This is a genomic window from Stenotrophomonas sp. STEN020, from assembly GCF_056760195.1.
The window spans coordinates 106483-128615 of sequence record NZ_JBRREI010000004.1 but is presented as its reverse complement, the minus strand read 5'-3'; the positions used below and the strand labels follow the sequence as shown (position 1 = coordinate 128615).

At 62.8% G+C, this 22133-nt stretch carries 6 protein-coding genes and 1 riboswitch; of the genes, 4 read left to right on the top strand and 2 right to left on the bottom strand.

All coding sequences use genetic code 11. The features are described from left to right. Positions 1 to 272: 272 nt before the first annotated feature. The 4 genes from ACVOLZ_RS03295 to ACVOLZ_RS03280 all read left to right on the top strand — a co-directional run bounded on the left by ACVOLZ_RS03295 (position 273) and on the right by ACVOLZ_RS03280 (position 20219). A complete protein-coding gene (locus ACVOLZ_RS03295) occupies positions 273 to 12035 on the top strand; it encodes an SdrD B-like domain-containing protein (RefSeq protein ID WP_481515014.1) in 11763 nt (3920 codons plus the stop codon). Next, positions 12032 to 15412 (top strand): Ig-like domain-containing protein, encoded by a 3381-nt coding sequence (locus ACVOLZ_RS03290; protein WP_481515013.1) that lies wholly within the window; start codon positions 12032 to 12034, stop codon positions 15410 to 15412. Before ACVOLZ_RS03295 ends, ACVOLZ_RS03290 begins: the two co-directional genes overlap by 4 nt. A gap of 10 nt (positions 15413 to 15422) precedes the next feature. Beyond that, positions 15423 to 16442, top strand: a complete 1020-nt coding sequence (locus ACVOLZ_RS03285) for an OmpA family protein (protein WP_481515012.1) — start codon at positions 15423 to 15425, stop codon at positions 16440 to 16442. A gap of 336 nt (positions 16443 to 16778) precedes the next feature. After that, entirely contained in the window at positions 16779 to 20219 is a 3441-nt protein-coding gene (locus ACVOLZ_RS03280; RefSeq protein ID WP_481515011.1) for a hybrid sensor histidine kinase/response regulator, read from the top strand. Between the two features lie 207 nt (positions 20220 to 20426). Here ACVOLZ_RS03280 and ACVOLZ_RS03275 read toward each other — a convergent pair whose 3' ends face one another. Further along, positions 20427 to 21035 (bottom strand): manganese efflux pump MntP, encoded by a 609-nt coding sequence (locus ACVOLZ_RS03275; protein WP_481515010.1) that lies wholly within the window; start codon positions 21033 to 21035, stop codon positions 20427 to 20429. A gap of 9 nt (positions 21036 to 21044) precedes the next feature. After that, a riboswitch (yybP-ykoY riboswitch) is annotated at positions 21045 to 21207 on the bottom strand. A 221-nt stretch (positions 21208 to 21428) separates the two neighbouring features. Then, positions 21429 to 22094, bottom strand: a complete 666-nt coding sequence (locus ACVOLZ_RS03270) for a response regulator transcription factor (protein ID WP_057629262.1) — start codon at positions 22092 to 22094, stop codon at positions 21429 to 21431. Positions 22095 to 22133 lie beyond the last annotated feature (39 nt).

The following is a 22133-nucleotide window of genomic DNA, read 5'->3' as shown; positions in this document are numbered from 1 at the left end:
TACGCGACCGTATGTGTAATTCCTGCGTGAAATCAATGTGATAGCGGTTTAACGCTCACGCCCGGCAGTCCGCCGCGCAAGCAAGTGAGAGGTTCCGTCACAAAGCGGAACTGAATAGGCGCGCACGCGCCGTAAGAATCCGCGCCAACACGAGCACCTCACGGTGCTGAATTGGCGGTTCGTTTTTGGGGCGAACCGTCTGCCGAACATGAATTTTCCCGGGCTGCCAGATCTGGCGGCCCGCGCGCGCAGCGTTTGCAAGAGGTTTACCGATGTACATCCAGTCTGAAGATGAAGTGGTCAAATCCTTGAAGTCAGGCGCTGAGTCCGCTCATCGCCGAGCAGGGCGTTGGGCGCAGTTCGCAGTTTGGAAGCATCGCGCGGCGACGCTGCTGCTTGTGATGGGTGGCATGTTGCCAGTCGCTGGGGCGATGGCTGCGGTGATTCCCCAGGAAGTAACGCCGCCAACAAATCTCGGCGTCGAGATGAAAGCGGATCTCGCAGTCCGCTGGGATACCGCGCCAGTCAGTTCGGGCGGCACATTCACGCTGAAGCTGCCAGCCGAGGTAACCGTCGAGTCCGCAGACGCGTTGGCGGCAGGTTGCACCGGCCCGGTGTCGGGAACGCTCACCTGCACCATTCCGCCCGGTGTTATCGACGGAACCCTGCGCGTGCAGATCAAGGGCGTGCAGCCTGCACAATCGCTGAGCTTTATTGCTACCGGTGATGACGCGGGCAGTACCAGCGCCAGCAACAATACCGGCAGCGTTACCCCCAGCGGCGACCTGACCGTCACCAAGCTAAAGACTTCGCCGGCCGGCAATGCGATTGCCAGCGGCAAAATGAGCTTTGAACTGAGGCCGCGCATCGGTGGCGTCAATGCAGACATTCCTGCAGGCGCCTCGATCAAAGTTGTCGACAAATTGCCAGGGGGCGCTGGTCAGTTTGAAGCGACCAGCGCATCAGTGAGCGCAGGGCCGCCGGCCAACTGTGTGATCAGCAAGCCAACGCACACGGTCACCTGTACCTATACAGGGCCATTGGCGGCCAGCAGCTTCGCCAATGCAAGCATCGTTGTAGAGGGTGTGCAGAAGGCAGAAGGCAGCTTTGACAACAACGTCGAAATCGCTCCGGTCAGCGGCTATCTGGATCGGGTGGTAGACGCAAACAACAAGGATGCGGTGACCTATACCGCCGATCCGGGTACCGACATCCAGGCGCTGGCAAGCCTGTCCGCCGGTCCGCACCTGCCGGAAGGCAATGCGACCCTGACGCTGACTTACAGGAACAATGGTCCGGTCACCTCGACCAACGGCAGCATCGAAGCGTTGATCCCGGACGGCTTTGTCATCGACGACAATAATTTGCCGGTGGGCTGCGGTCCGGTGGTGTCCAATGCCCCGTTGCCCGGGCAGACGCTGACCTGCCAGGTCAACACGACCGTGGCCGCAGGTTCTGAAAAGCCGTTCGTCATTCCGGTAAAGATGCCGCCTACACCTGGTAGCGGGAGCATCGCGGTCAAGGTCAATCCTGATCCCAGCTTGGCCGATGGTGACCTGACCAACAATACGACCAGCGTGAACTACACGGTCGATACGCCGCTGGCCGACCTGAGTTTGAAAAAAGAAAAGCTCAAGGCTGGTGGCGGTGGCGTTATCTCCGGTCCGCAAATTCCCGGCACCCAGATCACCACCAAGCTGACTTTCACGAATGCGGCCAACAGCACCGGCGTGCTCAGCTACAGCCCGGCAGCGCCGTTGCGGGTGCTGGACTTCATGCGCCCGGAAGAAATTGATGCTGATGCACTCATCGACATTTCCAGTAGTTGGACGTGCAGCGTCCGTGACGCCAGCACGCAAGCCGAGCTCGCGCAGCGGCCTAGCGCGGCCCATACAAAAATTGTTGATTGCAGAACCATCGGCAGCGGGACACTTGCGATCAATGAATCCTTGAGTGTCTCCTTCACTACGACAATCGCGCAGATGGCACCGAACGCAACGCCGGTCACGCTTATTGACAAGGCCTGCGGTTCCACCACCGCAATGGATATTCTGGGCACGCCGCCCGGCGCCCGTCCTTACCCGGCCGACACAAATGCCGGCAATGATTGCGCGGAGGCAGGAGCGGATCTGGTAGGAACACCGGTTGGTAAAGTTCCTGACAGCGGCAAAATCGATATCACGAAACAGGTTTCAAAGGACGACGTCAGCTGGTCCGAGAACGTCGTTCTGGGCGAGCTGGAAACGGATCTGTACTGGAAAATCCAGATCACCCGCCCGACGGGTGCAACCGTATTGCCGATCCAGACGCTTGACCTGGTCGATAATCTGCCGGGCATTTCAAACCTTGCACATGCGCGCACGCCAGCGATCAACGTCACGGTCGATTCCACTCCCGGTAGCTATGGCACGCACACTTGCCCAGCGCAGATCTTGGCGGGTAGCAAGAAGCTGGAATGCAAATTCACCGACGTAGCCGGCGGAGCGGTGATTACCCTGAAGCTGCATGTAAAGCGCGAGCTTGGTAGTGCCGATGCCAAGGCGCCAGTGGCGGGCGTGAGCAACAACTGGGTGCTGGACAACAAGGCAAGGATCAGCTCGCCCAATGCGGTGCTGAGCGGAACGGTGGAAGACAACGCCACGGCTGAAATCGCGCCGCGTTTGGATGTGCGCATCACCAACAAAGTTGTCAATCCAGGCAAGCCCGCGATCGGGCAGCCGATGACCTTCTCGATCAGTGCGGAGAATCGTGGACCGTTCGCGATCACCGGCGTCGGCGATTTCGTGGTGGTAGATGATATCTACACCGGCGAGGCAACCTTGGCGAAGCCCTCCTACGACCTGAGTGCTGGCCTGCCTGCCGTGACCAGTGGCACCGACGCCAGGCTGACGTGCGAACTGCTCGCCGGTATTCCCGATGCCAACCACACGCGTGTGCGTTGCAGCAACAACACGACGATTCCGGCAAATAACACGGCCCTGGTGAAGATCAATACCCAGGTTATGCGGCCGGCGCTGACTCCCAGCGCTTACCCGCTGGACAGTGTGGTCTACGACACCAATAAGGCCACCAACACCGCCAGTGTGCAGCTGGGTGCTGGCATGTGCGAATGGAACTCCGCGACCTACACGGATGCAAACAGTGTGATCAGGCCGGTGAGTACCGCCTGTGGAGACGCCAGTGCGCTTGGCAACAACGCGTACACCCTGAAGTTCCAGATCACCACGCCGGACTACGACCTGGTGCAGGCCAAGGAGGCGATCTTCCCGGTAGGTCGGGCTGATCGGATCTTCTATTTGAATGAGGAGCTCCGGTTCCGCTTCACCATCAGCAACGGCGGCTTGACGCGCGCTGAGGCGGTGAAGATGACCGATTTCCTTGATCCGCAGGCGGGCTATGAGCTGAAGCTGGTCAGCACCACCGGCGAAAACATGAACGCCGGCACCGTGCTCAACGGTCACACCATGGTGGCGCGTGCTGTCGGCTGCAGCCAGCCAGCGGCAGACAAGGTGAGCTGCACGTTCACCGACAAGGACTACCTCGGACCGAAGGAGCAGCTGGACTTCGAGCTGCGCTTCAAACTGGTCGATAGAAGTGGCACCACCAATACGGCCACCACACGTGTGAGCTTTGGTGATACTGCGATGGTGTGCTCATCCGGCAGCCAGGAAGAGGCCACGACGCCCAACGGCTATGAGCGCAAGGGCTGGTGCACCAAGGCGGTGCACACGGACAACAACAACAATGCGCGCATCAATGGATCGGTCTGGCCGCGCGGTGATCTGACCGTGAGCAAGACCACCGATCTGCCGCCCGGCAGCAAGATCGATACGGGCGATGTTGTGCCGTTCACCATCACCTTGACCAACAACGGTCCGGATACCGTTGCCCGTCTGCGTATGGTTGATACCTTGCCAAACGGTTTCGAGTGGGTGACCAGCAGCGGTCATATTCCGGTCGCCACGGTCAAGGGAACCGCGAGTATCGCGGGGCCGTTGACGATTCGTGGCAATGCGCCGGCAGCGGGCACAGGCAATGTCTGCTATCTCTCCGGCAGCTCGACCAACCCGATCACCGCCGGTAGCCAGCACCAGCAGATCACCTGTGATCTGCTCGGCAACTTCCCCAATGGCGCTGCCAATGGGGTCGAGGTAAAGCTGTGGGCGCGTCCGGTGCCTGGCGTGTACAGCGGGCCGTATGCAACGCCTGTCAAGAACAAGGTCAAGGTATCGCCGGGACTTGATGAGAATAACGCCGAGGCCTTCAAGGAGCCGGATACCACCAACAACGACGCTGAGTCGGATGTAGAGGTCAAGCAGGCGGCCAGCATTGGCGGGCGCGTGTTCGCCGATGCCAACGACAACGGTGACCAGGATCCCGGTGATGCCGCCATTGCGGGTGTTGAGATCAAGCTGACCGGTGTTGACGCCAACGGCAACAACATCGCAATGACCATGCCGACCAACGGCAGCGGCGATTACCTGTTCAAGAATCTTCCGCCGTCGGACGCAAGCGGCTATACGATCACCCAGAAGCAGCCGAGCGGCTACCCGGTCAATGGCGTAGCCCAGCCCAATACCGTCCGCAACATCCGCAACGGCAGCAGCGTCGGTGTGACCAGCAAGGGCACGGCGTCCAACCCGGACAACGCCACCAGTGTGATCAGCGGTGTGGTGCTGAGCTCGGGTGGTACGGGTGTGATGTTCGATTTCCCCGAGCCGAACGAGCGTCGACTCAGCGGTTTCGTCTACGTCGATCAGGACAACTCGTTGACCTTCAATGCCGGCGATGCGCCGATTGTGGGCGCGACCCTGACCCTGCTTGAGGTGGAAACCGGTCGTGTGCTTCCGCCGGTAACCACGACCAACGCTGGTGCCTATACGTTTACCGGTCTGTCCGCCGGTAAGACTTATGTAGTGGGCGAACCGCTGCCGAGCAGCCCGGCGGGCCTGGTTGATGTGCCCGCAGCCGTGAACCCCGGCAAGATCGGTGGTGTGCTGTGCGTATCCACCGTTTGTATTCCGGGCGCGGGCAGCGCAGCCAATGAAAGCCGGATCAGCGGCATCAAGCTGGCGGCTGGCGACGGTACCGAATTCAACTTCGGCGAAAACCTGAAGGCTCCGATCAGCGGTGTCGTCTTCCTTGACAGGAAGGCGACAGCGGGTGACTTTGATGGTGGCAGCAACGACGTCGGCATTGCCGACGTGGATATCGCCATCAAGGTCAAGGAAAACGGTGCCTGGGTTACCGTCTATACCGGCAAGACCGACGCCAACGGTGCATACAGCTATCTGGATGCGGTTATTGGCAAGGAATACCTGATTGAAGAGGTAGTCCAGCCTGCGGGCCTGGGCCAGAGCGTTACCAATCCGGGCAACTCGATCACGATTGCCAAATTGCCCGTTGCAGGTCAAAGCGGCAACAATTTCGGTGAGAAGGCTGCGGTGCTGTCCGGCGTGGTCTACCTGGATAGCAACAACAACGGTGTACAGGACGGCAGCGAGCCGGGTTTGGCGGGCGTGGTGATCAGCCTCCCGGCCGCGGTCAAGAACGCGCTAGGTGTAGACCACCTGACCGCCACCACCGACGCGAACGGCAACTACAGCTTCCCGGACCTGTTGGCGGGCACCTATACGGTGACGCAGCAGAGTGCACAGCCGGTCTACGATGGTGTAACCACCCACAACGGCAAGACCACCAAGGGCAGTACCGGTGGCACGGCGACTGCGGTGAGCGTGGTCCCGAGCGCCATCAGTGATATCCCGCTGACCGCGGGTGGCAGCTCGGTGCTGAACAACTTCGGCGAAATACTGGTAGCCGCCATCAGCGGTTCGGTCTACGTGGACCGCAACGACAATGGCAGCTTCGACGCCGCCGATGCGGGCAGCACCAACTCGGCGGCCAATGGCGGCATCGAGGGTGTTGTAGTGGTGTTGTATGAAGCTGACGGCACGACCGAGATCACCCGCGTCCGCACCGACGCACAGGGCGGTTACAGCTTCAGCAACCTGCCGACCGGTGTGGGTTACGTGGTCAAGGAACTGCAGCCGACCGGCTATGCCGAAGGCAAGCAGAACAGCAGCAACAGCATCAACATCGCTGCGTTGCCGGTCGCCGGTGTCATCGATCAGAACTTCGGCGAGCTGTTGGGCTCGCTGGCAGGCCTGGTATACGAGGATTTCTCGGGCACTGCGGCGAACAACAACAACGGCCGCCACGATTCCGGTGAGAAGATCATCGGCGGAGTGACCTTGAGGCTGACCGGCACCGATGCCAATGGCACTCCGGTCAATCGCGTTGCGATCAGCGATGCCAGCACCGGCGCTTACAGCTTCGGTGACCTGCTTGCGGGTTCCTACGTCATCACTGAAACCCAGCCGTCGGCCTACATCGATGGCAAGCACACCGTTGGCACCATTGGCGGCAGTGCACAGGGCAGCAATGCGGTGGCCAATATCATCAGTGGCATCACGCTCGCTGCCGGCCAGAGCGGCATCGATTACCTGTTCGGTGAGCTGGCCAATGCGCCCATCAGCGGCACGATCTACATCGACCGCAACAATGATGGCAAGCAGGACGCTGGTGAGCCGGGCATCCCCAACATCAGCCTCACTGTGGAGGTGGAAGACGGCCCGGGCAACTGGGTGAAGGTACCGGGTCCGGCTATCGTCACCGACAACAACGGCTACTACACCTATCCGGAAGCAGTGACCGGCAAGAACTACCGTGTCACCGAAACCCAGCCGAGTGATCTTGGCGATGGCAAGGAGAACGGCACCGTCAATACCGGCAAGCCGAACGTCATCATCATCAACAACCTGCCGTCCACCGGTTCCAGCGGCAACAACTTCGGTGAGATTGCCGCAGTGCTGTCGGGCGCCGTCTATCTGGACAGCAACAACGATGGCGTAAAGGATGCAGGCGAGCCGGGCCTGCCGAATGTGGAAGTCACGCTGCCTGCCGGCACCAAGGATGCCCTGGGCAAGCTGGTTGCCAAGGCGGTCACCGATGCCGATGGCAACTACGTGTTCCAGGACCTGCTGGCGGGCACCTATACGGTGACGCAGCAGGTAGCGCAGCCGGTCTACGGTGGTGCAAGCACCCACAACGGCAAGACCACCCAGGGCAGCACCGGTGGCACTGCATCGCTGGTTGCCGAAACGCCGAGTGCAATCAAGGGTATTCCGTTGCTGCCGGGTGAAAGCTCGGTGGACAACAACTTCGGTGAAGTGCTGGTGGCCGGAATCAGCGGTACGGTCTACGTTGACCGTGACGACAGCGGCAGCTTCGATGCCGGCGATGCCGGCGGCAACAACTCGGCGTCGAATGGTGGCATCGAGGGTGTCGTGGTGGTGTTGTATGCCGCCGACGGCACGACCGAGATCACCCGTACCAAGACCGATGCACAGGGCGCCTATGCGTTCAGCAACCTGCCCACCGGTGTGGATTACGTGGTCAAGGAGCTGCAGCCGACCGGCTACGCCGAAGGCAAGCAGAATCCGGGCAATGAGATCAGCATTGGCAAGCTGCCGGTGGCGGGTGTCAGCGACCAGAACTTCGGTGAGAAGCTGGGTGGCTTGACCGGCGTCGTGTACGAGGACTTCTCGGCAACTGCCGCGGGCAACAACAACGGTATCCAGGACAGCGGCGAAGCCGGTATTGCCGGCGCCACCCTGACCCTGACCGGCACGGATGCGGCGGGCAAGCCTGTCACCCGCACCACCACCACTGACAACAACGGTGCCTACAGCTTTGGTGATCTGCTTGCGGGTAACTACACCATCACCGAGACCCAGCCTGCTGGTTACGAGGACGGCAAGCATCGCGCTGGCAATGCAAGCACTACCGGCAGCAACGCCGTGGCCAATATCCTTTCGGGTATCGGTTTGGATGCAGGCCAGCTGGCCAGCGGTTATCTGTTTGGTGAGCTGAAGAAGGCACCGATCAACGGCACCGTGTATGTCGACCGTAACGATGACGGCAGCCAGGATCCGGGTGAACCGGGTATTCCGGGCGTGAGCATCACCATCACCAGCAACGGCCCGGACGGCGTGCCTGGTGGCGGCGATGACGTCAACGTAACCATCACCACCGGCAGCGACGGCAGCTACAGCTGGCCGGATGCGTTGCCGGGCGTGGACTACACCATCACCGAAACCCAGCCGGCGAATCTGGCCGATGGCAAGGAGAACACCTCCAACGTCATCACCATCACCAACCTGCCGTCGACTGGCTCGGACAACAACAACTTCGGCGAAAAGGCCGCGGTGTTGTCGGGTGTGGTCTATCTGGACAGCAACAACAACGGTATCCAGGACGCCGGTGAGCCGGGCCTGGCCAATGTGGAAGTTGCGTTGCCAGCCAGCATCAAGAACGTGCTTGGCCAGGACGCACTGAAGGCAAGCACCGACGCCAACGGCAACTACGTGTTCCAGGATCTGCTGGCCGGCACCTATGCGGTGACCCAGCAGGCGGCGCAGCCGAGTTACAGCGGCGCGCCGACCATCAACGGCATCACCACCGCTGGCAGCACCGGCGGTGTGGCGACGTCGGTGGCAACCGTGCCCAGCGCGATCAGCGGCATCACCCTGGCTGCGGGCGGCGTGTCCGAGAACAACAACTTCGGCGAAGTGCTGCAGGTGTCGATCTCTGGTGCGGTGTTCCTCGACGTCAACAATGACGGCGCGATGCTGGGTGCGGCCGAGACCGGTCTGGACGGTGTGGTCATCGAACTGAGCGGCGTCGACGATACCGGCGCTACGGTCAGCCTGAGCACCACCACCGACAAGGACGGCAAGTACAGCTTCGAAGGTCTGCGTCCGGGCAAGTACAGCCTAACCGAGCCGACCCAGCCGGCTGGTACCGCCAATGGCATCACCACCGCCGGTAGCGCCGGTGGCACTGCCACGCCGGTCACCACGGTGCCGAGCAAGGTCACCGACATCGACCTGTCGGTGCCGGGCACGGCTTCGGTGGACAACCTGTTCGGTGAAATTCCGCGCAGCAGCGCCATCAGCGGCAAGGTGTGGGAAGACACCAACAATGATGGCGTGGTGGATCCGGGCGAGAAGGGCATCGGTGGTGTGACCGTGGAGCTGGAAGGCACCGCGATCGATGGCACGCCGATCAAGCTCACCGTGACCACCGGCGCAGACGGCAGCTACAGCTTTGACGAGCTGCCGCCGGGCACCTACACCGTGACCGAGCCGAACCAGCCGCCGGGCACCCTGGATGGCAAGACCGTGCCGGGCAGTACCGGTGGTACGGCGACCACACCGGGCACCACACCGTCGAAGATCTCGACGATCGTGGTCGGCGTCAACGAAGCCTCGAAGGACAACAACTTCGGTGAAGTGCCGGTGGGCAGCATTGCCGGCTTCGTCTACAACGACAGCAACGATGACGGCATCAAGCAGAACGACGAAGGTGGCTACGCCATGATCGACGTGGTGCTGACCGGCACCGACGACCTGGGCAACCCGGTCAACGTGCAGGGTGTCACCGATGCGCAGGGTCACTATGTGTTCCAGAACCTGCGCCCGGGCACCTACATCGTGACCGAGCCGACCCAGCCTGCTGAAACCCTCAATGGCCTGACCACCGCCGGCAGCATCGACGGTGTGAAGTCCGGCGCCAAGGTCACCGGCAAGGAAACCGTGCCTTCGCAGATCGACGGCATCGTGCTGAAGCCGGGCAACAACTCGGTGGACAACAACTTCGGCGAGATCGGCGATTCGCCGGACATGCTGGTGAGCAAGTCGTCCAACACGGTGAAGTTCACCGTCAACAACGTGGGCAGCTACACCATCCGCGTGCGTAACGGTGGGCAGAAGCCGTCCTTCGGCGAGTACATCGTCAAGGATCGCCTGCCGGTGGGCTTGACCCTGGCCGAAGTGCCGGCGGGCAACAACTGGACCTGCTCCGGTGCAGTGGGCGATGCACGCTTCGAGTGCCGCAGTTCGGAAGTCGTCAACGTCGGCACCACTTCGTTGTCTGACATCACCGTCAAGGTGCACGTCGGTATCGAGGCTGCCAACGCTGGCACCGTCAACAATGCGGTGCTGATCGAAGGCGGCGGTGAGAATGAGTTCCGTACCCCGACCACCACCGAGCGCAGCACCTTTGAAGGCAACGTCGGCGACCTGCCGGTGTGCGATACCAGCATTACCCAGAACGTCTGCCGCGTGCCCAACCAGGTGCAGCTGTCGTCCTCGGTTGGCGGCACTGTGTGGTTCGATGTCGGTAGCGAGGACACCTTCCTCGACGGCGGCGACGAGCGCCTGCAGTCGTGGATCGTGGAGTTGATGGATTCGGTGACCGGTCTGGTGTCCCAGTCCACCATTACCGCGGTGGATGGCAGCTATCGTTTCGCCGACGTGATCCCGGGCGTGAAGTGGAACATCCAGTTCCGCGATCCGAGCTCCGGCGTGTTATGGGCATGGCCGGTCAACCAGGAAACCGCCGGTGGTATGGGCGTTGGCTGTGACAGCCCGCGTGCGATCGGCAACGACGGCGTCAGTGCCTGCCGTGTCAGTGAGAACGGCACCAGCCAGCTGCAGGTCGTGCTCGAAGCCGGCCAGCATCTGCCGCAGCAGAGCCTGCCGGTGGATCCGTCCGGTGTCGTCTACGACGCAGTTACGCGTGATCCGGTGCCGGGCTCCATCGTCACCCTCGCACCGGTTGGCGTGTGCACCGGCTATGACCCGAAGACCGCCATCCTCAATGCCGGCGCCGGTGGTTACCGCGTGGAAGGCAATGCGGTGTCGATGACGGTTGGCAACAACGGCTATTACCAGTTCATGTTTGGTCCGGCCGCGCCGGCACGTTGCGAGTTCCAGCTGACGGTCACGCCGCCGGGTGGTTACCAGTTCGTGTCGTCGCTGATCCCGGCGGAGACGGGTTCGTTGTCACCACTGGGTGCAGCGGGTAGCAGCCACCTGGTGCAGCCGCAGACCGGTGCACCGACCGGTGCAGTGGGCACGCCTACCCAGTACTGGCTGACCCTGTTCGCAGGTTCGGCTACCGCTGGCATCGTGCACAACCACATCCCGCTGGATACCGCGCAGGCCACTGGCCTGGTCATCACCAAGACCGGTGATCGCCAGACCGCTGAAATCGGTGACACCGTGCAGTACACCATCACCGTGCGGCAGACCGCCGGCAGTGCGATGGCCACCTTGAACGTGGTCGATACGCTGCCGCGTGGCTTCACCTACATCGACGGCACTGGCCGTGTGGGTGGGCGCGCTGTGGAAGATCCGTTCGGCAAGCCGGGCCCGCGTCTGGGCTTCAACCTTGGCCCGATCAACGTCGGCCAGCAGCTGGTGCTGACCTACCGCGTGCGTGTCGGCGTGGGTGCGCAGCAGGGCGATGGCATCAACCGTGCGCAGGCACATGGTTGCTCGATCAGCGGTGGCTGTATCGATCCGGGCACCATGACGCCGGTGCCGGGTTCGGTGCCGTCCAACCGTGCCGAGTACCGCGTGCGCGTCACCGGTGGCGTGTTCACCGAGGAAGCCTGTGTGCTGGGCAAGATCTTCGTGGACTGCAACAACAACCACGTGCAGGACAAGGAAGAGCTGGGTATTCCGGGCGTGCGCATGTACTTCTCCAACGGCACCTGGATGATTTCCGATTCCGAAGGCAAGTACAGCTACTGCGGCCTGCCGCCGCAGAGCCACACCTTGAAGGTGGACCCGTCCACCCTGCCGGTGGGCGCCCGTCTGACCACCAGCAGCAACCGCAACCTGGGCGATGCCGACAGCCTGTTCCTGGACCTGAAGAACGGTGAGCTGCACCGCGCCGACTTCGTCGAGGGCAGCTGCTCCAACCCGCTGCTGGAGCAGGTGAAGGCGCGTCGTACCCAGGGTGAGGTGCGTGCACCGGAAACCGAAACCGGGCAGTCGCAGCTGCGTTTTGACAGCAAGCCGGTCCGTGCGCCGCAGCAGGCCACGGACTCGTCCAACCAGAGGCCGATCGTGCAACCGCGACCCAATCCGCCGTCCGCGGCGGCCCAGCAGGAGGTGCAGCCATGAGCCGCACCGCCCTGCGCAAGATGCCGCGCGTAAGCCTGTTGGCCTGCGCGTTGGCAACTGCTTCATTGCCGTTGATGGCCCAGAACGTGGGCAGCAGCACCCGCTTCACCCCGGTGATCGGTGACAGCACCACGCTGTACCCGCGTTCGCTGACCACCACCGATACGCCGCCGGAAGTGGTGGCGGCGCGCTCGGGCGAAGTGGACTACAGCCGCAATGCCGGTGTTGATCGTGTCTCGGTGGAAGTGGACCGTGACGGTGTGCCAGCCGATGGGCAGACGCCGGTGCACATCACCGTGCATCTGCTCGGCGCCGACGGCAAGCCGCTGGCTGGCAAATCGTTCGTCACCATCGAGAACAGCGGCGGCCGCATTCGCCTGCCGGGTTCGCGTACCGACGAGTTCGGCCCGGGTGCGAGCGACGCCGACAAGGTGATGCCTGGCGTGCAGCTGGAAGTGGAAAACGGTGTTGCCGAGTTCGACCTGATCGCCCCGCATGACCCGCAGGATGTGTTGCTGCGGATTACTGCCGGTGGCGAAACCGCCGAAGGCACGATTGGCTTCCTGCCGGAAATGCGCGAGCTGCTCGCCACCGGCCTGATCGAAGGCGTGCTGAATTTCCGCAACAAGTCCAACGCCAGCCTGATCTCGCCGGTGCAGCACCACGATGCGTTCGACCGCGACATCCGTCGCTGGGAGAAGCAGTTCAACAACGGCAAGGCCAGCGCCTCGGCGCGCACCGCGTTCTTCGTCAAGGGCCGGATCAAGGGCGAGTACCTGCTCACCGCCGCCTATGATTCGGACAAGGATGTGCGTGGCCGCCTGCTGCGCGACATCCAGCCAGAAGAGTTCTATCCGGTCTACGGTGATTCCTCGCTGCGTGGCTTCGATGCTCGCTCGGCCGAGCGCCTGTATGTGCGTGTGGACAACAAGCGCAGCTACCTGCTGTACGGCGATTTCCAGACCGGTGACACCCTGGCGACGACCAGTGGCGTTGGCGGCAGCGGTCCGATCCCGCAGCGCAGCCTGAGCACCTACAACCGCACCGCAACCGGCCTGGGCTGGCACTTTGAAAGTGAGCGCGTGCGTACCAATGTGTTCGCCATCGAGGATTCGCTGCGGCAGATCATCGAAGAGTTCCGCAGCCAGGGCAGTGGCCCGTATGCGCTGCGTAACAATGCGGTGCTGGAAGGCAGCGAGCGCGTCGAGATGATCGTGCGTGACCGCAACCAGCCCTCGCGCATCGTCTCGGTCAAGCCGCTGGCACGTCTGGTGGACTACAGCTTCGAGCCGTTCTCCGGACGCATCCTGCTCAACCAGTTCCTGCCCTCGTTCGACAGCGATCTGAATCCGGTTTCGCTGCGCATCACCTATGAGCTCGATCAGCAGACCGAGAAGTTCTGGGTGGTGGGCGCCGACGGCCAGTTCAAGCTGACCGACAAGTTGGAAGTCGGTGCGTCGGCGGTCGAAGACCAGAATCCGTATGCCGAGTTCAAGATGGGCAGCGTCAACGCTGGCTATCGTTTCGGTCAGAACACCATGCTGGTGGCTGAGTTCGCCCGCACCCAGAGTGAGGTCAACACCAACTCGCTCAACCAGGTCACTTCGCAGGGTTTGAAGGACATTACCGGTCAGGTTGAAGGCGACGCATGGCGCGTTGAGTTCGCCCATGACGGCGACAAGTTCGACGCGCGTCTGTTCGGTGCGCGCACCGATCCGGAGTTCAACAACCAGGCATCACCGCTGTACGGCGGTCGTGGCGAATACAGCGGCCGCATGTCCTATGCGGTTGGCCCGCGCCTGGAGCTGTACGTCGAAGCCCTGCGTAGCGAAGACCGCAACCCGGATGGCGGCAAGCGTGATGCCGGCGGTGCCGGTGTGCGAGTCGCCGCTACCGAGCGTCTGACCCTGGACTTCGGCGTGCGCAGCATCCGCGAAACCATCGGCATCACCTCGCCGTGGTCGAACACCGGCTACGGCCAGTTGTCCGGCCTGACCGGCGGCTTTGCTACCGGTTCGGGCGGCGGCGCACTGGGCTACGGCCAGCAGGCGCTGGATCCGGCTACCGGCCTGATGGTGATCAACAGCGGCAGCAATGGCGACACCATGACCAGCGACTTGCCGGTTGGCACCAAGCTGGAATCGGACAGCGCCCGTGTCGGCGTCGGTTACCGCTTCAACGACAAGTTCAGCGGCGGTGCCGAGTATGAACAGAGCGTCAGCGGTGAAGACCGCAACCGCGTTGCCGCAGGCGTCGACTACCAGGTCTTCGAGCGCAGCCGCCTGTATGGCCGCTACGAGAAGCAGACCGGCCTGACCAGTGCCTACGGCATCACCACCACCGACCGCGAGGCCGATGCACTGGTGTTCGGTATCGACAGCAGCTACATCCGCGACACCCAGGCGTTCTCCGAGTACCGCCTGCGTGATGCGATCAGTGGCCGTGATGTGCAGGCCGCCTCGGGTATCCGCAACAACTGGGATATCGCCAAGGGCCTGCGCCTGAGCAGCTCGATCGAACGCGTCAACGTGGTCGCCGGCGATACCGGCGACAGCACCGGCCTGGCGCTGGCCCTGGATTACAGTGCCAACCCGCTGTGGCGCGGCGCGATCCGTGCCGAGCACCGCATCTCCGAAGACGTGCCGGGCACCACCGACAGCAACGAGGCGTTCACCACCTCACTGTTGCAGTTCATGGTTGCGCGCAAGCTGAGCCGTGATTGGACCTTGTTGGGTCGCAACTACCTGCTGGCCACCAACTACGAAGAGCGCGGCGACGTGCTGCAGGATCGCTTCCAGATCGGCCTGGCTTACCGTGACACCGACCGCAACCGGATCAACGCCTTGATGCGCTACGAGTACAAGCTCGAGCGCGACGAAAGCGGCCTGACCCTGCTCAACGGCGACGTGGTGAGTGGCACCAGCCAGGATGTACGCACCCGTGCGCACATCATCTCCACCCACGCTGACTGGCATCCGTCGCGGCCGTGGTGGCTGACCGGTCGTATAGCCGGAAAGTGGCAGCGCGACCAGTTCGCCTATGGCGACGGCAGCCGCGTCAACAGCAGCTTCAATGCGGTGCAGGTGTCCGGTCGTGTCGTGTACGACATCACCGAAAACTGGGATATCGGTGTGCTCGGCTCCACTTTCCGTGGCCAGTACGGCGGCAACCAGTTTGCCTACGGCATGGAAGTTGGCCGCCTGCTGCGGCAGAACCTGTGGCTGTCGGCCGGTTACAACTGGACCGGTTTTGAAGGCGACAGTGATCTCAATGGCTACGAGTACACGCAGCAGGGTTTCTTCCTGCGCCTGCGCTTCAAGTTCGACGAAGACCTATTCCGTCGGGACCCGGTTCGCTACCGCGACCCGGCCCGCTGAGGACGACACCATGACCGTTATGCACACCAAGAACCGTCCGCTGCGCAGCTTGCTGGCTGTTGCCGTCTTCGCTGTCGCCGGCACTGCCGGCGCCCAGCAGACCCAGCTCAACCCGCAGGCCAAGCGCATCAGCGATGAAGCCATCCATGCTGATCTGCAGTCGTATGAAGCGACCCAGGGCCGCATCCAGGCGTTGAATGATGGTGGTCGCCCGATCCGTGACTACCACCTGTCCAAGGCGCAGTGCTGGCTGGACGTGTCCTTCCACGAATACACCCGCAACGACCGCAGCGCCTTCCCGCAGGAAGCACTGACCGAGTCGGAGAAGCTGATCGTGGACATGGAGAACGGCGTCTCGCCGATCCCCACCGACACCGCTCTGGTCAATGACGCCAAGTACCTGCGTGCCGATCTGTGGCAGCGCCTGAAGGTCATCCACGGCACGCCGGGCTTCGCCTGCGCTGCGCAGAAGGTGGCCTGTGGTGAAGTGGAGCTGGTGCATGCCGGCAACGAGTTCAACCAGCAGCAGTGGCGCCACTCCAAGCCCTACATCCAGATCGCCGAAGACCTGGTCAACGAAGCCGAAACCGCAGCGCGCCTGTGCGGCGTCGATCCGGCTGGCCCGATGGTTGTGCCGGTCGCAGCAGGTCCGCTGATTGCCAACGTGCTGTTCGAGTTCGACCGCGACGGCTACAAGGACATCCGCACCTACTCGCTGGAGAGCGTGGACCGCGCCCTGGCCACCATCGGCAGCGAGAAGCGTGAACTGGCCGGGGTGACCCTGGTTGGCCACGCCGACCGCATGCAGGGCAACGGCTTCGACTACAACCAGGCCCTGTCCGAGCGCCGTGCCAAGACCGTGCGTGAGTTGCTGGTCGGCCGCGGTGTGCCGGCTGACAAGATCCGCTACGAGTACCGTGGTGACACCCAGCAGGTGCAGCAGTGCGACGGCGTCAAGCCGCGTGCGGCACTGCTTGAATGCCTGTTGCCGAACCGCCGCGTGGAAGTGCGGTTTGAATTGGCGCAGTAAATTCAGTGTGATGAATTGATCGACGACGCCCCGGCAATGCCGGGGCGTTGTTCGTTTTGGGGGCAAGTCTCCTCCCGGGTAATCTCCGTGCGCAGGCGATCTGCTCCCTCCCTTGCACCGCAGGTGCAGGGGAGGGTTGGGGAGGGGTAGGCGAGCGCAACTCGAAGCTCCGTGCTTCCGAAGGTACGAACGCGCCAAGCGGAAAGCGCATCCGGCTGCCAGCGCCAAAAGCACCCCTCCCCAACCCTCCCCTGTGCTGCGCACAAGGGAGGGGGTAGACCCCCCAATCCAGCGGAATGGCTACACTGGCCCGGCTAAGTCGCATGGGAACTACCCTTGGTCTCCAGCTGGATCCTGCTCCTGGTCTCACTCTGCTATGCCGCGCTGCTGTTCGGCGTGGCTTGGTGGGGTGATCGTCGCCCGCTGTATCCGGACCGCCCGTGGTTGCGGCCGGTGGTCTACAGCCTGGCGCTGGCGGTCTATTGCTCGTCCTGGACCTTCTACGGTGCGGTCGGCTCGGCGGTGCGCTACGGCATCGGCTATCTGCCTATTTATCTTGGCCCACTGCTGATGCTGATGTTCGGCTGGCGCATCATCGAGCGGCTGGCGCTGATCGCCCGCAGCGAGAACGTGGTCTCCATCGCCGACTTCATCTCCTCGCGTTTCGGGCGCTCGCGGCGGCTGGCGGCGCTGGTCGCACTGATCGCGCTGATCGGCGTGGTGCCGTATCTGGCGCTGCAGTACAAGGCCGTGGCGATGAGCCTGCAGGTGCTGACCGGCGACGCTGCCGGCAAGGGCTTCCTGACCGATCCGGCGCTGTATGTGGCGCTGCTGATGGCCTTGTTCGCCATCCTGTTCGGCACCCGCCAGGTCGATGCCACCGAGCACCACTACGGCATGATGCTGGCCATCGCGGTGGAATCGCTGATCAAGCTGCTGGCGATGGTCGCCATCGGCGTGTTCGCCTATGTGTGGTTGACCGACCGCGGCGACTCGGTGGTGCAGTCGGCACGCGCCTTGTTTGAAGGCATGCCGCCGGTGGGCTTTGTCTCGCAGACCCTGCTCAGTTTTCTTGCCCTGATCTGCTTGCCACGGCAGTTCCACGTGGCGGTGGTTGAATGCGGAAATGCCGCCGATGTGCGCAGTGCACGCTGGATGTTCGGCGGCTATCTGGTGCTGATCTCGCTGATGATCGTGCCTATCGCTACCGCCGGCGCTGCGATGTTTGGCACCGGTTTGGCTTCAGATGACACCTTGGTATTGGCTCTGCCGATGTTCGCCGGCAATACCACGCTCGCTTTGATTGCTTATATCGGCGGTTTCTCCGCGGCTACCGGCATGGTCATCGTGTCCTCGATCGCGCTGGCGACGATGATCAGCAACGACCTGGTGATGCCGCTGCTGCTGCGCCGCAGTGGCGATCACCGCGAGGCCGCCAATGTTGCTTCGCGCGTGCTGTGGATACGGCGCATGGCGATCGTGCTGCTGGCCTTGGTCGCCTATGGCTACTACCGCGGCAGCAACGACGACACCATGCTGGCCGCTTACGGGTTGATGGCCTTCGCGGCGGTGGCGCAGTTCGCACCGGGCCTGCTCGGTGGCCTGTACTGGCGTGGTGCCAGCCGCCGTGGCGTCGAGACCAGCATGCTGGCCGGCTTTGTGGTCTGGGCCTACACCTTGCTGGTGCCTGCACTGAGTCACGGTGGCTGGTTGGATGCGAGCCTGCTGACGGATGGACCGTTCGGTATCGGCTGGCTGCGACCGCAGCAGTTGTTCGGCCTGACCGGTTGGGACCCGCTGACCCATGGCACCTTCTGGTCGCTGCTGATCAATACCGTGACCATGTTGCTGGTGTCGATGCGCTGGCGCCCTGATGTCGCTGAGCGTCTGCGCGCGGCACCGTTCCTGGATCCGTATGCCAAGCGCCCGGTGGTGGCCGGCGACTGGCCGGCGCACGTCAAGGTACGTGATCTGTTGGCCTTGGCAACGCGCGTCATTGGTGACAACCGCGCGCGCCGTTCGTTCGGCGAACAGGCGCAGTTGCTTGGGCGCGAATTCCAACCTGCCGCTGCCGCCGACCGTGTCTGGGTGCAGTTCACCGAACGTCTGCTCGCCGCTTCCATCGGTGCGGCCTCCGCGCGTCTGCTGCTGACCAGCCTGCTGCGCGGCTCGGGCATGGACCTGGGCGAAGTGGTGGCGGTGCTGGACGAAGCTGGGCAGGAACTGCGCTTCAACCGCGAAATTCTTTCCACCACATTGGAAAACATCAGCGCCGGCGTCAGCGTGGTCGATCCGGAAATGCGGCTGACTGCATGGAACCGGCGCTACCAGCAGATGTTTGGTTACCCGGACGGCATGCTCTACGTCGGCCGTCCGGTCGCAGATCTGATCCGCTACAACGCCGAGCGCGGCGAGCTGGGTTCGGGCGATACCGAAGTGCAGATCAATCGCCGCATCGGCTATATGCGCGCCGGTTCGCCACACGTGTTCGAACGTACCGGCGCCGATGGCAAGGTGATCGAGTTGCGTGGTCAGGCCTTGCCCGGTGGCGGCTATGTCACCAGCTACAACGACATCACCGACTTCAAGAACGCCGAGCAGGCGCTGCTGGAAGCCAACGAGACACTGGAGCAGCGTGTAACCGAGCGTTCGCAGGCGGCTGAAGCAGCGCAGCAATCAAAGACGCGCTTCCTTGCTGCGATCAGCCATGACGTGTTGCAGCCCTTGAATGCAGCGCGCCTGTTTGCGTCTGCACTGCGCGACAGCCTGCACGAGACCGACGAGCAGCGGCATCTGGCCGAACGTGTTGATGCTTCCCTGCGCGCGGCCGAGGAGTTGCTGGATGGTCTGCTGGATGTGTCGCGACTTGATGCAGGTGGTTTGCGTCCGACCATCAGCGAGTTCGATGCCAGCGTGCTGGTGCGCGAGCTCGCGGCACAATACACGCCGGTAGCAGCGGGGCGCGGTCTGCGCCTGCATGTGTTTGCACGTACCGCATGGGTGCGCAGTGATCGGCGCCTGTTGCGCCGCGTGCTGCAGAACTTCATGGCCAATGCCTTGCGCTATACCCGCAGCGGCCGCATCGTGCTGGCGCTGCGCGTGCGCGGTGATCAGGTTGAGTTGCAGGTGTGGGATACCGGCCCCGGCATTCCCGAACATCACATGCAGCAGATCTTCAATGAGTTCCATCGCTACCAGCAGCCGTTCGACTGGGGCGAGCAGGGCCTTGGCTTGGGCTTGTCGATCTGCCAACGCATCTCGCGCCTGCTCGATCATGGCTTGAATGCGCGCAGCCAACCCGGCCACGGCAGCATGTTCTCGATCAGCTTGCCGCGCGTGGAGACGCCGGCAGTGCCGTTGCCGACGCCGCGTCAGCAGACCGCCTTCGGTGGTGATGATTCACTGGCCGGCATGCGTGTGCTGTGCGTGGACAACGATCAGGAAATCCTCGACGGCATGCGTGCCTTGCTGGGTCGTTGGAAGGTGGAAGTGATTGCCGCCAGCACGGTGGACATGGCCTTGGAGAAGCTGAGCGAGCAGCCCGACGTGATGCTGGTGGATTACCACCTGCACGACAGGCTTGATGGATTGGATACCTTGCTCGCGTTACGCGAAGCGGCTGGTCGGCCCTTGCCGGGCGCGTTGCTGACCGCCGATGGCCGTGATGAGTTGAAGCGCATGGCCCGCGAGCGCGGCTATCGTGTGTTGACCAAGCCGGTGAAGCCGGCTTCGCTGCGTGCCTTCCTGACCGCATTGAACGACCCGCGCAGGCGTTAGCAAGCAGCAATGTAGTGCCGAGCCATGCTCGGCAGAGGCTTTACCGGCAAAAGCTGCCCTCACCCCAACCCCTCTCCCGCTTCGCAGGAGAGGGGCTTTGAGCAACAGCGGGATCTGTAGTGCCGAGCCATGCTCGGCAGAGGCTTTACCGGTAATGCCCCAGCGCAGCATGGCTGCGCTCTACATTTGGTGCGTCGGCTTCGCGGCTTACGCCGCTCCTACAACAGCGCTCGCTGCACTCAGATGCTCATACAGAATCGCGCAGCCGATGATGATCAGGATCACGCCGCCGATGATCTCCGCGCGCTTGCCAACCAGGGCACCCAAGGCACGGCCGAGCATGATGCCGATGGTCACCATGGTCATCGTGCACAGGCCGATCACCAGCGCCACCACACCGATATGCACATCAAGAAACGCCAAGCCCACGCCGATCGCCATCGCATCGATGCTGGTGGCGAAACCGGTCGCAGCCAGGGTCCAGAAACTCTTGTGCTGTTCGCCGGCTTCGTCCTCATCACCGTCGGCTTCACTTTCGTCATCAGGCTTCAAGCCGGCAATGATCATGTGCGCACCAAGTACGCCAAGCAGGCCGAACGCGATCCAATGATCGAAGGCCTGCACGTACTGCGAGGCAGCACGGCCCAGCAACCAGCCGATGATGGGAGTGATGGCTTCGATCACGCCGAAGATCAAACCCGCGCGTAGTGCGTCGAGCAGGCGAGGTTTGCGCATGGCAGCGCCCTTGCCGACCGCCGCAGCGAAGGCGTCGGTGGACATGGCGAAGCCGATCAGAACAATGGAAATGGGAGGCATCAGGATTACCGGGTCGGGCGGACACAAACGGCATGCGCCGCGCCCAACCGTAGTTGCGCACGCATGCCGCTGGTCTCGCCAACCGGGTCTGGCTGCCCACACCACGGCGCACTGGCCGAGTATGTTGATGTGGGCGCTTCCATTACTGGAAGCAGGCTACTCCCCAAGGGAGCGCGGATTGTAGCAGCAAGCTGGAGCCGCTGTTTGTGGGACGTTTGTAGGAGCGGCGTAAGCCGCGAAGCCGATGGATCCCGGGCTGGCAGACACAACGCCATTCAGGAATCTGGCTTTTCGGCGAATGCTTGCAGAGCCACACACCCGCTATCTGCAGGTTCGGTGGCTTCGCGGCTTACGCCGCTCCTACAAAAGGGCCGAGCTGCAGCTGCTCGGGGCTCAGTCTTCTTCCGGCGGCAGCACGATGGCGTCGTCGTCGATGGCCAGTTTGCCGGCCATCAGCACCGCCTGGGTGCGGTTGGTGACGCCGAGTTTGCGCAGGATGGCGGTGACGTGCGCCTTGATGGTGGCCTCGGAAACGCCCAGGTCATAGGCGATCTGCTTGTTCAGGCGGCCTACGCCGAGCATCTGCAGCACGCGGAACTGCTGCGGGGTCAGTTCGCGCAGGCGTTGGCCGACTTCGCGTTCTTCGTTCGGGGTCGGCGGCACGTTATGCGCCTCAGCCGGAGCCCAGCGCTCGCCATCGAGGATGGTGCCCAGGGCGTGGCCGATGGTGTCCGAATCGGCCGATTTGGGGATGAACCCGAATGCGCCATGGTCCAATGCGCGTCGCATCACCGTGGCTTCCTCGCGTGCGGATACCACCACGATGGGCAGCTGCGGATGCAGCGAACGCAGGTGCACCAACGCGTTGAAGCCTTGCGCGCCGGGCATGTTGAGGTCCATCAGCACCAGATCGGCATCGGGGTGTTGTTCGGCCAGTGCGTACAGCGCTTCCACGCTGTCGGCCTCCATCAGCTGCACGCCGGGTATGACGCGTTGCACCGCACCCTTGAGGGCTTCGCGGAACAGCGGATGGTCATCGGCAATGAGGAGGGTAGGCATATGCGATCCAATGCTGAAGTAAGGGGCGTGACGCCCTTC

Bases quoted from the DNA above. Each gene is read 5' to 3' on its own strand.
- ACVOLZ_RS03295 (WP_481515014.1), top strand. From the start codon at position 273: ATGTACATCCAGTCTGAAGATGAAGTGGTCAAATCCTTGAAGTCAGGC.
- ACVOLZ_RS03290 (WP_481515013.1), top strand. From the start codon at position 12,032: ATGAGCCGCACCGCCCTGCGCAAGATGCCGCGCGTAAGCCTGTTGGCC.
- ACVOLZ_RS03285 (WP_481515012.1), top strand. From the start codon at position 15,423: ATGACCGTTATGCACACCAAGAACCGTCCGCTGCGCAGCTTGCTGGCT.
- ACVOLZ_RS03275 (WP_481515010.1), bottom strand. From the start codon at position 21,035: ATGCCTCCCATTTCCATTGTTCTGATCGGCTTCGCCATGTCCACCGAC.
- ACVOLZ_RS03270 (WP_057629262.1), bottom strand. From the start codon at position 22,094: ATGCCTACCCTCCTCATTGCCGATGACCATCCGCTGTTCCGCGAAGCC.